13 protein-coding genes, 3 tRNA genes and 1 other annotated feature are annotated in these 13359 nt (G+C 36.4%); all 16 genes read left to right on the top strand.

Translation table 11 applies throughout. The features are described 5' to 3' along the window. Positions 1 to 80 precede the first annotated feature (80 nt). Entirely contained in the window at positions 81 to 935 is an 855-nt protein-coding gene (locus ACTTG8_RS08530) for an energy-coupling factor transporter ATPase (protein ID WP_442561697.1), read from the top strand. After that, entirely contained in the window at positions 923 to 1768 is an 846-nt protein-coding gene (locus tag ACTTG8_RS08525; protein WP_442561696.1) for an energy-coupling factor transporter ATPase, read from the top strand. The genes ACTTG8_RS08530 and ACTTG8_RS08525 overlap by 13 nt, the downstream gene beginning before the upstream one ends. 26 nt (positions 1769 to 1794) lie before the next feature. Further along, positions 1795 to 2616 (top strand): energy-coupling factor transporter transmembrane component T family protein, encoded by an 822-nt coding sequence (locus ACTTG8_RS08520; protein WP_442561695.1) that lies wholly within the window; start codon positions 1795 to 1797, stop codon positions 2614 to 2616. A 4-nt stretch (positions 2617 to 2620) separates the two neighbouring features. Further along, positions 2621 to 3373, top strand: a complete 753-nt coding sequence (gene truA, locus ACTTG8_RS08515) for a tRNA pseudouridine(38-40) synthase TruA (RefSeq protein ID WP_442561694.1) — start codon at positions 2621 to 2623, stop codon at positions 3371 to 3373. Positions 3374 to 3385: 12 nt separating this feature from the next. Further along, entirely contained in the window at positions 3386 to 4336 is a 951-nt protein-coding gene (locus tag ACTTG8_RS08510) for an ROK family protein (protein ID WP_442561693.1), read from the top strand. A 56-nt stretch (positions 4337 to 4392) separates the two neighbouring features. Then, positions 4393 to 4465, top strand: a tRNA-Thr gene (locus ACTTG8_RS08505). Between the two features lie 95 nt (positions 4466 to 4560). After that, positions 4561 to 4699 (top strand) — a sequence feature (ribosomal protein L10 leader region). A 92-nt stretch (positions 4700 to 4791) separates the two neighbouring features. Beyond that, the gene (gene rplJ / locus ACTTG8_RS08500; protein WP_442561692.1) at positions 4792 to 5292 is read left to right on the top strand and encodes a 50S ribosomal protein L10; all 501 of its coding nucleotides are present in this window, start codon (positions 4792 to 4794) and stop codon (positions 5290 to 5292) included. 67 nt (positions 5293 to 5359) lie between these two features. Then, entirely contained in the window at positions 5360 to 5725 is a 366-nt protein-coding gene (rplL, locus tag ACTTG8_RS08495) for a 50S ribosomal protein L7/L12 (protein WP_442561691.1), read from the top strand. A gap of 253 nt (positions 5726 to 5978) precedes the next feature. Next, the gene (locus tag ACTTG8_RS08490) at positions 5979 to 7691 is read left to right on the top strand and encodes an ABC transporter substrate-binding protein (protein WP_442561690.1); all 1713 of its coding nucleotides are present in this window, start codon (positions 5979 to 5981) and stop codon (positions 7689 to 7691) included. 101 nt (positions 7692 to 7792) lie between these two features. Further along, positions 7793 to 8884, top strand: coding sequence for an HD-GYP domain-containing protein (locus ACTTG8_RS08485; protein WP_442561689.1), 1092 nt, complete (start codon positions 7793 to 7795; stop codon positions 8882 to 8884). Positions 8885 to 9034: 150 nt separating this feature from the next. Beyond that, positions 9035 to 9694 (top strand): response regulator transcription factor, encoded by a 660-nt coding sequence (locus ACTTG8_RS08480; RefSeq protein ID WP_442561688.1) that lies wholly within the window; start codon positions 9035 to 9037, stop codon positions 9692 to 9694. Continuing rightward, on the top strand, positions 9695 to 11254 hold the full coding sequence (locus tag ACTTG8_RS08475; RefSeq protein ID WP_442561687.1) for a sensor histidine kinase: 1560 nt from the start codon (positions 9695 to 9697) through the stop codon (positions 11252 to 11254). Between the two features lies 1 nt (position 11255). Continuing rightward, positions 11256 to 12125 (top strand): ATP-binding cassette domain-containing protein, encoded by an 870-nt coding sequence (locus ACTTG8_RS08470; protein WP_442561686.1) that lies wholly within the window; start codon positions 11256 to 11258, stop codon positions 12123 to 12125. Then, positions 12125 to 12886 carry an ABC transporter permease gene (locus ACTTG8_RS08465; protein WP_442561685.1) on the top strand — a complete coding sequence of 254 codons (762 nt, stop codon included), beginning with the start codon at positions 12125 to 12127 and terminating at the stop codon, positions 12884 to 12886. Before ACTTG8_RS08470 ends, ACTTG8_RS08465 begins: the two co-directional genes overlap by 1 nt. A 151-nt stretch (positions 12887 to 13037) precedes the next feature. Continuing rightward, positions 13038 to 13123: transfer RNA gene (locus ACTTG8_RS08460), tRNA-Ser, on the top strand. Positions 13124 to 13149: 26 nt separating this feature from the next. Then, positions 13150 to 13238: transfer RNA gene (locus ACTTG8_RS08455), tRNA-Ser, on the top strand. The last annotated feature ends 121 nt before the right edge of the window (positions 13239 to 13359 follow it).

Here is a 13359-nt window from a genome sequence, read left to right as displayed (position 1 = left end):
TGTTGCCTATATGAAAGTTCACTTTCAATATAGGCAAATACAGCTAACAATTAAGATAATATGAAAGACAGGCAGAGCGAATGAAGATAATAGATATCAAGAATCTTGTATTTGAATATATAAGGCGTGATGAGGAAGGTAATACAGAGGAGATAGAAAGAGCCATAGATGGAGTGGAACTTGAAGTAAATGAGGGAGACTTTATAGCTGTATTAGGGCATAACGGCTCAGGTAAATCTACTTTGGCAAAGCATCTCAATGCTCTATTAGTACCTACAGAGGGAACAGTGTGGATAAATGGTTTTGACACTAGGGATGTAGCTAGTTTGTTAAAAATAAGACAGAGTGCAGGAATGGTATTTCAAAACCCTGACAATCAAATAATTGCGTCAGTTGTGGAAGAAGATGTGGGATTTGGTCCTGAAAATATGGGAGTGCCTACAGAAGAGATACTGGAGAGAGTTAAGGAAAGTCTGGAAGCGGTAGGAATGTCGGGGTATGCCAAGCATTCACCTAATAAACTCTCAGGAGGACAAAAACAAAGAGTAGCCATTGCTGGAATTATGGCGATGAAACCTAAGTGCATAGTGCTAGATGAGCCAACAGCAATGCTTGACCCAATAGGTAGGAGAGAAGTGCTTAAGACTGTACATACGCTTAATAAAAATGAAGGAATAACCATAATTTTGATTACACACTATATGGATGAAGTTATAGATGCAGACAAGGTCTTTGTAATGGAAGGTGGAAAAATTGTTTTACAGGGAACTCCGAGGGAAGTATTTGCAAAGGTTGATGAACTAGAAAATTATAGGCTTGATGTACCACAGGTTACAAAACTTGCGTACGAGCTGAAAAAGAGTGGTATTCCAATAGAAGATACTGTACTTACGGTTGATGAATTGAAGGAGGCTATTAGAAAATGTTGCTCATAGCAGATCATATAAATTATGTGTATAGCCAAGGTACAGCCTATGAAAAAAAGGCTCTTAACGATGTGAGTCTTACAATAAATAAAGGTGAATTTGTAGCTATTATAGGACATACAGGCTCAGGAAAATCTACTCTTATTCAGCATTTTAACGGACTTGAGAAGGCAACAAATGGAACAATATATTTTAACGGACAGGATATTTATGATAAAGACTTTGATATGAAGAGCCTTAGAAGTAAGGTAGGATTGGTGTTTCAATATCCTGAGCATCAGCTTTTTGAAACCACTGTACTGGAAGATGTTAAGTTTGGACCTAAAAATCTGGGCTTAGATAAACTTGAAGTAGATATGAGGGCTTTTGAAGCTATCAGGCAGGTAGGGCTGTCTGAAAAGTGCTATGATGCATCCCCTTTTGAGCTTTCAGGGGGACAAAAGAGAAGGGTGGCTATTGCAGGAGTGCTTGCAATGAAACCTGAAATCCTTATTTTAGATGAGCCTACGGCAGGACTTGACCCAAGAGGTAGGGACGAAATTTTAGACCAAATAGCAAAACTTCATAAGGAAGGTTTAACAGTAATCCTTGTATCACACAGTATGGAAGATGTGGCTAAGTATGCAGATAGGATAATTGCAATGAATGTAGGGAAGGTTGCCTTTGATGGTACTCCTAAGGAAGTGTTCAGACACTATGATGAACTTGAAAAAATGGGGTTGTCCGCACCTCAGGTAACATATGTCATGCAGGAAATGAAAACACTTGGTTTGTCAGTAAATACTGATGTAGCGACTGTGGATGAGGCAAAAACAGAGATATTAAAGGCTTTAAGTTTGTGAATGTTTTAACATAGATAGGATGTGAAATGGTTAGAGATATAACAATAGGACAGTATTATCCGGAGAACTCAGTGATACATAAGCTGGATCCGAGAGTGAAACTTGCAGGAACTCTGATTTTTATAGTATCGCTGTTTTTGTTTAGTAGTTTTATGGGATATGTGGCAGTTATTTTATTTTTAGGAATAGTAATCAAACTGTCAAAAGTACCATTTAAGTTTATAATCAAGGGACTTCGTGCAATATTTATTTTGTTATTATTTACAGTTGTTTTCAATATGTTTCTCACACCGGGAAGGGAACTCGTCCATATTTTTGGGAGTGTGAGGATAACTGAAGAGGGACTTAGAATTGCAATATTTATGGGAATAAGGCTTATTTTACTCATCATAGGCTCATCAGTGCTTACCCTTACAACAAGTCCGAACCAACTTACAGATGGAATGGAAAAAGGACTTTCCATATTTAAAAGGATAGGACTTCCTGTACATGAAATAGCTATGATGATGTCGATTGCACTTAGGTTTATTCCTATTTTACTTGAAGAAACTGATAAAATAATGAAGGCACAGTCAGCTAGAGGAGCAGACTTTGAAACCGGAGGATTCATAAACAAAGCAAAGGCGCTTATACCTATACTGGTACCATTATTTGTTTCTGCTTTCAGAAGGGCAATAGACCTTGCTATGGCTATGGAAGCAAGGTGTTATCATGGAGGTGAGGGCAGGACAAAGATGAAACCTCTTCAATACAAGAGTAGAGATAGGGTGGCTTATATAACTTGCTTTGCATATGTTTTCATATTAATAGTCATCAATATTGTAGCTAATAAATTTATCGGAGTTTAAATATATGAAGAGATTTAAATTAATAGTTGCTTATGACGGGCTGGCTTATTGTGGGTATCAGTATCAGCCTGAACTCCCTACGGTTGAAGGGTTATTAAATGATGTACTTTCAGAACTTTTAGGAGAAAAAATAGTAACTATTGGAGCGAGCAGGACAGATACCGGAGTTCATGCCTATGGAAATGTGGCGGTATTTGACTCTGATACGAAGATTCCGGCAGAAAAGTTAGCTTTTGCAATAAATGCCAATATAATAAAAAGCATAAGGATAATGGAGAGTTCAGAGGTAGCAGCAGATTTTCACCCAAGAAGAAATGTACTCGACAAGACTTATGAATATCATATCAACATGGCAAAAATTATATTTCCAACAGATAGGCTGTACAGGCATAATGTAAATCATGCTCTGGATATTCTGGCTATGAGGGAGGCTGCAAAGCATATAGAGGGAAGGCATGATTTTACATCCTTTTGTTCAGCAAAAACTGATAAAGAAGACAAGGTAAGGACTGTATTTCAGATTGATATAGAGGAGGCACCTAGAAATGGACTTGTTATTAGGGTTAGAGGAGACGGTTTCCTCTACAACATGGTTAGAATAATAGCAGGGACTTTAGTAAAAGTAGGAGAAGGTAAGATAAGACCTGAAGAGATTCCTGATATTATTGAGAAAAAAGATAGGAAACATCTTGGAACTACTTTACCTGCGAACGGATTATTTTTGATGGGAATAAGGTATAAAGAGGATAATGTTTGAAAGGGGAACGAAATGGAAAATAAAATTTATTTAGGAATAGACATAGGGGGAACAGCAGCAAAGATTGGTCTTGTAAATGCTGAGGGTAGCATGGTCAGTGAAGTCTTTGAGTATTCTGTAAAGTTTGATGATTACGAAACTCCTATTATAGAAACTGTAGTCAAGGCTGCTAAAGACTTCATGGAAAAGAATAGTAAAGAATTTTCTGTACTTGAGGGAATAGGAGTGTCTGCTACAGGAGGAATTAATTCTAAGCTTGGCATAGTTGAAGGTTCTGCAGGGCATATCAAGAACTGGAAAGGTACCAATATAAAAGAGAAACTTGAACAAGAGTTCGGTGTTAGAACAGCTGTTTTAAATGATGCCAATGCAGCAGCCCTTGGAGAGATGTGGAAAGGTGCAGCAAAAGGCAAAGAAAATGTAGTAGTAATGACTGTCGGTACAGGAGTAGGTGGGGGAATTATAGTTGACTCAAGAATTTTGCTAGGTAGGAAAGGCTTTGCAGGAGAGATAGGGCATATACCGGTAAATGTAGAGGGAGAAGGATGCTCCTGTGGAAATGCCGGCTGCATAGAACACTATGGCTCTACAAGTGCACTTGTAAGAAATGTAAAAAAAGCAGCTGTTTCCGGAGAAATTACAGGAATAAAGGAAGAAGAGGTAGATGGAAGGCTTATATTTAAGGAAGTGGCAGCAGGAAATAAGGCTGTTATAAAATATGTAGATGAATGGATAAATTATATTTCAGCTGCACTTGTAGGACTTGTTCATACATTCAATCCTGAAATGGTTATCTTAGGTGGTGGAGTATCTAAGCAGAAAGAATTTTTTGTGGATAAGGTTCGTGCGAAAGTGCTTAACGGTGTAATGGATAATTTTGCACAGGACTTAAGAGTAGAGGCTGCACACCTTGGAAATGATGCAGGAATCATAGGTGCAGTAAAATTTGTAATTGATGCTTGACATTTATCTTAAAATTTAGTAGAATATTCGAGGTTACTCATAAGAGTAATCTTGTTGCTGGCGTGGCTCAGGTGGTAGAGCGTCGCATTGGTAGTGCGGAGGTCACGGGTCCGACTCCCGTCGCCAGCTTGTACAAATTGGGATAGAAAGACCGGTCAAATTTTGACGGGTCTTTTTTACATTAATGCTTGACAATCTTTCATAACTATGATATAAATAATATCGTTCGTTAAGAACAGCTGCCGAAGACAGCAGGTACATCTGAGAAGATGTGTAAGTGAGAACGCCTGCCGAGGGATGTAATTATTTTTAAGAATATTACGGTCTGAACTCTAGCAGTTTCAGGCCTTTTTTTATCGTAATTCATCTGACTTCAAGCAGTAAGGGGATATTACTAGAAACACTCTATCCCAATCAGTTAGCTGATTAAAGGTGTTTCGGAATGGAGGAAGATTATGCCTAAAGTTGAAATCAAACAGCCAATAGTTGACGAAATCAAGGGACATGTTGAAAAGGCGAGTTCTGCAGTTTTAGTTGACTATCGTGGTCTCACTGTTGAGCAGGACACAAAACTCCGTAAGGAGTTAAGAGAGGCAGGAGTAGTATACAAAGTATACAAGAACACTCTCTTAAAGCGTGCATTTGAAGGAACTGATTTTTCACAGTTAGATGTAGATTTAGAAGGACCTTCAGCAATTGCCTTCTCTTATGAGGATGCTACTGCTGCTGCAAGAATTATTGCTAATTTTGCAAAGCAGGCTAAAGCGCTTGAGATTAAGTCAGGTGTTGTAGAGGGAACTTACTACGATGCTAAGGGAATGAGCGTTATCGCAACAATTCCTTCAAGAGAGGAGCTTATTTCCAAACTCCTTGGAAGTTTACAGTCACCTATTACCAACTTTGCTCGTGTACTTAAGCAGATTGCAGAGAAACAGGGTAGTGGAGCTGAAGCGTAAAGATGTTATCTGACGGTCAACTAAGTTTGACACAAATATTATTTAATGATTAATGGAGGTATTTAAAATGACAACTCAGGAATTTATTGATGTTATTAAGGGCATGAGCGTGCTTGAATTAAACGATCTTGTAAAGGCTTGCGAGGAGGAATTTGGTGTATCTGCAGCAGCAGGTGTTGTAGTTGCAGCAGCAGGTGCAGGCGCAGCAGCAGCTGAAGAGAAGACAGAATTTGATGTAGAGCTTACAGATATCGGTGCTGAGAAGATTAAGGTTATTAAAGTTGTTCGTGAGCTTACAGGTCTTGGTCTTAAGGAAGCTAAGGAAGCAGTTGAGTCTGCTCCAAAGGTAATCAAGGAAGCTACAACTAAAGAAGATGCTGAGTCTATTAAGGCTAAGCTTGAAGAAGTTGGTGCTAAGGTTACACTTAAATAATATATCAACGGATTTACTAAAGCAGATATTGCATATTGTAATATCTGCTTTTTTAATATTTGAAACTTTTTTCAAATTAACATACAAATAGAACAAAAAATGGGCGAGTAATATGAATGGAATATATGATTATTGCAAAAATGTGAAAATACTTTCATTTTAATTTATTATGTTGAAAATAATTTTATGTGAAGTATAATTAGAATAAACTATATTTAAATAAATATATTTAGGAGGAAGTGAGAGAGAAAGCATGAAAAAAAGTATTAAGAATTCGCTTTATTTTTTGCTTGTAGTTGCTCTATTTATGAATATTGTAGGATGTGATAAAAATTATATTGATATTGTGACTAACTCAGTAAACTCAAGTGGTGAATCGATTTCACAAGAGTATGAATATAGTGATTCATCATTATTGCAAGAATCAGGAAAGGTAATTCATTCTAATGGAGGGCCTGAAGAATTTTTTGAAACGCCTTGGTTAAATCCGGGTACGTGTATATATAATAAGGCCTTGTATAGTCATTTGATTGTGGCTGATGACAAGCTGAAGCCTATACCTAATCATCCCGATGCTCTTGCAACATATAAGGTAAGCAGTAATGGGAAAAAGATTATTTTTACACTGAAGGATAATATATTTTGGCATAATGGGGTGCCGATTACTCCTGAGGATATTAAGTGGAGTATAGAATTTGTAGCAAGGACTACAATAGCAAATACTATCTTTGCCTCAACTTTTAAATCTATAAAAGGTAGTATGAAAAATAAAAACGAATTTAATAAAACATTTAGTGGTATTACTATAGATGGTAATGATATTATTATAAAATTTAATAAGATAGCTCCTGATGCTCTTCTTGCATTCACGCAGTTTGCACCGGTTCCTAAGAGTGAATTTGAAGGTGTTAATCCACGTCAAGTGCAACAGGCTCCTTTTTTTCAGCACCCAATAGGCTCAGGACCATTTAAAGTACAAGAAATTAATATGAAGAATTATACTGTGTTGGCTCCTTTTAACAAGTATTATAACGGAGTGCCTGATTTTAAGATTCAGCTACTTCCTAGTTCCGGTGATACAGATTCAAGGTTTGTCACAAGGGTAAAATCAGGTAATCTGGACTATGGATATACTAAGTCAATATCTGATTTGCAGGAGATTGAAGGGACACCGGGAATTACAGTGACTTCTATCGATGGACGTTACACAAGATTATTTTATTTGAATAAATTTGCAAGAAAAGATGGTTCGCCTTCACCTCTATTTAAAAAGAAGGTTCGTCAGGCTTTGCGCTATGCAGTTGATATGAAAACTATTTGTGACAATATTATGAATGGTTATGTGATTCCGGCAGATGTTCTTATACAGGAAACAAATGCTAAAGCGTCTGGTCTTAATAAGTATGAATATAATCCTGAATTAGCTAAAAAACTTTTGGCTGAGGCAAAATGGAATTCAGATACGGTAATTAAAGTTGTTTATTACTATAAAGACAAATCTACAGTTGATTTTATGAAGGCTATACAGGGATATTTTGCAGCCGTTGGAGTCAAGATGGAGTACCAACTTATAGAAGGCGATTTGGCTAAATTACTTTGGACAGCTCCTCATGATAGGGTTAATGGACCTAGGGCTGTTGACTGGGATCTTTGTTATGGGGCTAACGCAGCATCGTCCTTGCATGAATATTATGATCGATATCATTCGAATTCATCAGTAAATTCTCATACTCCGGCAGATTCTAAATTGGATGAGCTGATTGATGCAACTAACGTTTCAGTAGATGTAAATAAACAGCTTAAAGCTTTTAGAAAATTGACGGAATATGAGAATGAAAATGTGTTTACCTGGGCTCTTTATTATCAACCTATGTATTTGATAACGAGTGACAAGATGCTCTCTATCCGTAAGGGTGCTCCTCAATATTGTATAAATTGGGACATTCAAGATTGGAAGGTTAGGTAGGGAAGGTTGCTCGTTATAAAGAGGTGATAATTTGTGTTGCTATTAATCATAAAAATAGTTATAATAAATATACAAATATTAACTTTTGGCGAGGAAAAGATATGTTGTTGAAGAGATGTGGGGAATTGCAGCCTGGAATGGTGATAGCTAAAGATGTACATACAAAGGCAGGTTTACTGCTTATTAATTCTGGTGAAGAAGTTACTGCAGATAGTATAGAAAAACTTAAGAATAACAGTGTTTCCTTTGTATTTATTAAAGCAAAAAAGGATTTTGAAAAAGAAGAGAAACCAGTTGTTTCTTACTCAGATGAGAGATATTCCTATTATGAGAGGGTTCAACAAAGTCCTGATTATAAGCTTTTCAGGGGAAAATTCTCTTCAGGGGTAGTTAAGTTAAGGGGAGCGTTGAATCGTATTGTGGACGGTAATCCGGAAGCTGATTTGGAAACTACAGCTATGAAGATAATGGGGGATTTAATTATGCCGGAAGGCAGTATTCCGACATTTGACTTGTTGTCTAATTTGCGTCGTTTTGATGATGTATGTTTTGTGCATAGCTTGAATGTGGCAATGCTTGCAGGTCTTCTTGCTCAGTGGATTGGATGTTCTCCTAAAGAAATTGCTATTGCTCAGGAATGTGGATTATACCATGATATTGGAAAATTGACTATTCCTAGTGAGATAGTTACAAAGCCGAGTAAGTATACTGATGAAGAATTTGAGGTGATGAAGAATCATCCGATTGCAGGTTATGAGATTCTTAAAGAAATGAAGGCGAATCCACATGTGCTTAATTCGGCACTTCAGCATCATCAGAAGTTGGATGGAAGTGGATATCCTAGACCGTTTGACCCTAAGAGGATAGATCCTTATGCAAGAATAATAATGCTTGTAGATATTTATGACGCAATTACATCAGCTAGAGCTTATAGAGGGATGGTGTGTCCATTTAAAGTTATTAAGATGTTTGAAGATGATGGAATACAAAAGTATGATGCTGGTATGTATACTGTGTTTTTAGAGCATATAGCAGATAACTTTATTGGAACTAGAGTGATGCTGAGTGATGGAAGGGAAGCTAAGGTGCTTATGACTAATAAAGCATATTTGTCAAGGCCGATGGTAGTTTCAGGTAGCGAATTTATAGATCTTTCAAAGAGGAAGGATTTATACATTGATGAAGTAATTTGATATTTGAAATTTGAAGAGATTAAAGCATTTTACAGAGATGTAAGATGCTTTTTGTTTATTAATAGAATCTATACAGAAAAAGCATACGGTCTTCATATGAAATTCATACGACTGTGATAATATGTGTACATAAGAAAGAGGAGATAAGAAATGGCAGAAATATTGTTTTTAGAAGATGAAGTTACTATAAGAGAGGTAATTACTGAATATATGAATGTAGCCGGACATAAGGTAACTGAATGTGATAATGGAGATGAGGCTATTGAGAGATTTAGAGAAAAGAAATTTGATTTGGCGGTTTTAGATATAAGAGTACCGGGAAGGAGTGGACTTAAGGTACTTGAGTATATAAGAAAGGAGCTTAGACTGGATATAGGGGTAATAATGCTGACTGCTTATGAAGATGTAAATACTCAAGTGGAGGCTTTTAATTTCTTTGCAGATGATTATATAACTAAGCCTGTATCTCCGATAATTTTGCTTAAGAGGATAGAAGTTTTACTCAGGAGAATAAATACAGAGGAAAGTCAAAGAGACAGTTCTCTAGTGATAGATGATAAGGCTTATAAGGTATATTTTGAAGGAAAGGATATAAATCTTACAGTCAGTGAATTTCTTCTATTAAAAACACTGCACGACTCACCTAATCAGGTATTGTCAAGAGAACAGCTGATATTACATATTTTTAATGAAGACTATATAGGAAATGACAGGATAATAGATGCACATATAAAAAATCTTAGAAAAAAACTTCCTGTCAATGTTATTGATACGGTTATAGGAGTAGGATACAGGTGGAAGGAGGAGTAAATGAAACTTGCTAATAAAAATTTGTTATACAGCATAATCTTAGCCGGTGTTGTAGGGGCATTTATAATAGGATATTTGCTGTTGATGTTACCGTCACTATATACATCATATAGACAAGAGGTTGACTTTAATGACTTCAAAACTTCTTTTGTCAAATTTATTGAAAGTAAGGGAGAAAATGCTGACAGTATTCCTGCAAAAAGTATTGGAGTAAAAATTCCGTTTGATGGATATAAAATAGAAATTGCCAATACAACAATGACAGGAAATATAGAAATTAAGGATAAGGCATTAAAGGAAGTATTTGATTTACTTAGAGATGCTATTAAAAATGAGAAGGTATCGGAAAAAAACAAAAAAGAATTGCAGGATTATTCAAAGAAATTTGAGAAGATAGCTGAGGAGATACAGACTAAGTTTAAGGAGAATAAATTTGCAGAAAATCCACTTCTGTTGGTAGACATTAAAGCAAAGGAAAATTTTACAGGGTTTTCTGAGGATAGTACAAAATTTTATAGCCTTGGTGAAAAATCATTCATACTGGAAATGAGTGTAAGTGATGTTGTAAATAATATTGATTACACAACATTTATTGGGCTTAGTAGGGGAGAAGACGGTTATCTGCTTGAGATAGCAGGTGTGGTTGCACCTTCTGTAAAAGATATTATACCGGTTATACTAAATATCTTACCGGTTATAATTCCTGTTATTATCATCCTAATCTTTATCACATCGGGATTTTATTCCAAAAACATAGTTAAGCCTATAACCTTGCTTTTAAGGGATGCAGACAATAGGAGGGGAGGTAACGGGTATACCGAGCCGATTGTGGTTAAGGGAAATGATGAAATTGCGGGACTTGCAGAATCTTTAAATCTATTGTACAAAGCTAACGAAGAAGCATATGGCAAACTGAATAAAGAAAGTGAAAGAAAAGAAGTTTTTATGAGGGCATTCTCACATCAGCTGAAGACACCGGTAGCAGCAGCAATCCTACTAACGGACGGTATGATTTCCAATATAGGCAAGTTTGCAGATAAGGATAAGTATTTGCCTGAAGTAAAAAAACAGTTGTTAAGTATAAAACAGATGACGGATGAAATATTGAGAATAAATCATATAACGGACAGTATCAATCCTATCAATGTAGAAGTTAGAAAATTAGTTGAATATGCACTGAGTTCATATAGAATAACAGCAGAGGCTAAAAATTTGACAATTACAGGTGAGGGAAATGCAGAATGGTTCTGTGACCCGGCTGTGCTGGAGCAGATTTTACTGAATCTTGTCGGCAATGCCGTTAAGTATACAGGAGACGGGGGTAAAGTTAAGATTATTATTTCAAATGAGGAGATAGCTATAACCAATTATCCGGCTCATATAGATGAAAATATAAAAGACTCTCTTTTTGAGGCATTTGTGACAGGCGGTAATGGAGAGGGACATGGATTGGGGCTTTATGTGACAAAATATTTTGCAGAGCTTTTAGAATTTGAAATAAGATGCGAGAATAAGGAAGATGAAGTGACATTTATATTGTTGAAAGAAAGGATGGACTGATATGTTAGTGTTGGATAGGGTAAAGGTTACATTTAAGGACAAGGTTGCTCTTGATTTGGGTAGGAGTGTTGAAATAGCAGACAATGACAGGGTAGGAGTCATAGGCAGCAATGGGGCGGGAAAAACAACTCTTATAAGAAGTATACTCGGAATGGTTAATTATCAGGGGAATATTAAAAGAGGCGTGTCGATAGATAAAATAGCTGTTCATATGCAACAGAATGATTATATTGACACAGTTCCGATAAGGGTAATCCTTGAAATGCTGATAGGAGGTTCTATAAAGGATAATAAACAGGTTCGGGAGATGATAGAGTTTTTTGAGTTTGAACCTTGTTTGAAAAAACGCTGGAAACACCTTTCAGGAGGACAAAAACAAAGGCTTACACTGATACTTGTAATGTGTGCTGAAAGCCCGCTGACTCTTTTAGATGAAGTAACTTCGGGGCTTGATTTTGAAACTAGACAGAAGCTGATGAAAAAATTGGTTGAATGGTATAAAGAAAGGAATACAACCTTGCTTGTAACCTCACATTACTATGAAGAACTTGAGCATTTAGTTAATAAAATTCTTTATCTTGATAATGGGCGGGTAATTGATTTTGGAAATAAGGATGAGCTTTTTGAGAAGTATTGCGGAAAGGCGGTAATTCTCTGTGAAGAAAATAATGCTACTAAAGAAGTGGCTAAGAATCATAAGCAGATAATAGCTCCTGACGGGATGATAGCAATGCGTTGTGACAGACCTGAGGATGAGGCGACCATATCCGGTAATCTTAGTAAGATTAATATAAATTATAGAAGAAGTAACAACGATATAGAGCTTATGACAATAAATGCGAAAGCAGCATACTATAAAGGAGTAAAGTAATGAAGAAATCAATGTTTTATCTTGTAAAATATGAGGTATTGAATAATTTATACAATGGATATTCATTCTTTTTTGGAGCGGTATTTCCTGTATTTCTTATGATAATGATATCAAAGGGAGCTTTGAATGATGTTCCTGAAACGGCAAAGCTGGAAGCTACGGCAAGTATTTTGATAGGTATGTCTATGATAATTCCGCTTTCAACTATGTTTTTAGGTTATGCGGCATCTTTTTCAAATGAACTTGAAAAAGATGTACCTACGAGGATAAGTCTTTTTGGGATTTCAGGAACAAGACTCTTTGTAGGTAAACTGATTGCAAATTTTATTTTCCTGACTTTTTGCTTTGCACTATATCTTGTAGGAACACTCAGCTTTGTAGAAGTTGCCAAGCCTAAGGCTATGGCGGCGGTTATATGGGTCTTCTCACTGTATCTGATTTCAGCTTTATGTCTTGCTCTTGCACATGGCATAGCCAATATGATTAGAAGATTTGGAATTACTTACGGTATAGTTATGGCAATATATTTCACTATAATGGCACTTGGAGGTATGATGGGAGTAAGGCTTAAAGACCTCCCGATGGGGCTTCAAACAGTAGGTAAATTGTTACCGTTTACACACTTTGGAAATGGTTATGTAGATTTCTGGATGGGTAAGTCTTATAATTTTGCTCCATTTGTACAATCTCTGATTTTCTTTGGTGCGATAAGTGTTGGAATTATGATGATTTCATTTCGTGTAAGAGGGAGGAAATCATAGTTTGTGGAAAAATAATATGTAAATATATAGTTACAATAAATAAGGATATTTATAATATAAATACTATAAATAAAAAAATTTAAAATATCTGTTGACAATCCTATATGGATATGGTAAACTGACTGAGCTGTCGCAGGTTAGGACAGTCACTGGAGAGGTGTCTGAGTGGTTTAAAGAGCCGGTCTTGAAAACCGGTGATCCTGAAAGGGACCGTGGGTTCGAATCCCACCTTCTCCGTTTGATATGGTTTACGTGTAAGCCTTGGAGAAATACCCAAGAGGCTGAAGGGGCTCCCCTGGAAAGGGAGTAGGTCGGTAGTACCGGCGCCAGGGTTCAAATCCCTGTTTCTCCGTTAGTTTTGCTAAAATAAAACTTAAAAAACTTCTTGACAAAAGCAAAACTGTATGATAGAATATCAAAGCTGAATTGCTGAGAGGCAATAAAGCAAAGAGAGAACCTTGATAATTAAATAG

The sequence above is a fragment of the Catonella sp. genome (genome assembly GCF_052173895.1).
Taxonomy (GTDB): Bacteria; Bacillota; Clostridia; order Lachnospirales; family Lachnospiraceae; genus Catonella.
The sequence above is the reverse complement of the archived record's forward strand: the minus strand, read 5'-3'. Positions and strand labels throughout refer to the sequence as shown.

What these genes read in the sequence shown, in the direction of transcription:
- ACTTG8_RS08480 (WP_442561688.1), top strand. Translation starts at nt 9,035, where the DNA reads ATGGCAGAAATATTGTTTTTAGAAGATGAAGTTACTATAAGAGAGGTA.
- ACTTG8_RS08525 (WP_442561696.1), top strand. Translation starts at nt 923, where the DNA reads ATGTTGCTCATAGCAGATCATATAAATTATGTGTATAGCCAAGGTACA.
- ACTTG8_RS08465 (WP_442561685.1), top strand. Translation starts at nt 12,125, where the DNA reads ATGAAGAAATCAATGTTTTATCTTGTAAAATATGAGGTATTGAATAAT.
- truA (WP_442561694.1), top strand. Translation starts at nt 2,621, where the DNA reads ATGAAGAGATTTAAATTAATAGTTGCTTATGACGGGCTGGCTTATTGT.
- ACTTG8_RS08485 (WP_442561689.1), top strand. Translation starts at nt 7,793, where the DNA reads ATGTTGTTGAAGAGATGTGGGGAATTGCAGCCTGGAATGGTGATAGCT.
- ACTTG8_RS08510 (WP_442561693.1), top strand. Translation starts at nt 3,386, where the DNA reads ATGGAAAATAAAATTTATTTAGGAATAGACATAGGGGGAACAGCAGCA.
- ACTTG8_RS08470 (WP_442561686.1), top strand. Translation starts at nt 11,256, where the DNA reads ATGTTAGTGTTGGATAGGGTAAAGGTTACATTTAAGGACAAGGTTGCT.
- rplL (WP_442561691.1), top strand. Translation starts at nt 5,360, where the DNA reads ATGACAACTCAGGAATTTATTGATGTTATTAAGGGCATGAGCGTGCTT.
- ACTTG8_RS08490 (WP_442561690.1), top strand. Translation starts at nt 5,979, where the DNA reads ATGAAAAAAAGTATTAAGAATTCGCTTTATTTTTTGCTTGTAGTTGCT.
- ACTTG8_RS08475 (WP_442561687.1), top strand. Translation starts at nt 9,695, where the DNA reads ATGAAACTTGCTAATAAAAATTTGTTATACAGCATAATCTTAGCCGGT.
- ACTTG8_RS08530 (WP_442561697.1), top strand. Translation starts at nt 81, where the DNA reads ATGAAGATAATAGATATCAAGAATCTTGTATTTGAATATATAAGGCGT.
- rplJ (WP_442561692.1), top strand. Translation starts at nt 4,792, where the DNA reads ATGCCTAAAGTTGAAATCAAACAGCCAATAGTTGACGAAATCAAGGGA.
- ACTTG8_RS08520 (WP_442561695.1), top strand. Translation starts at nt 1,795, where the DNA reads ATGGTTAGAGATATAACAATAGGACAGTATTATCCGGAGAACTCAGTG.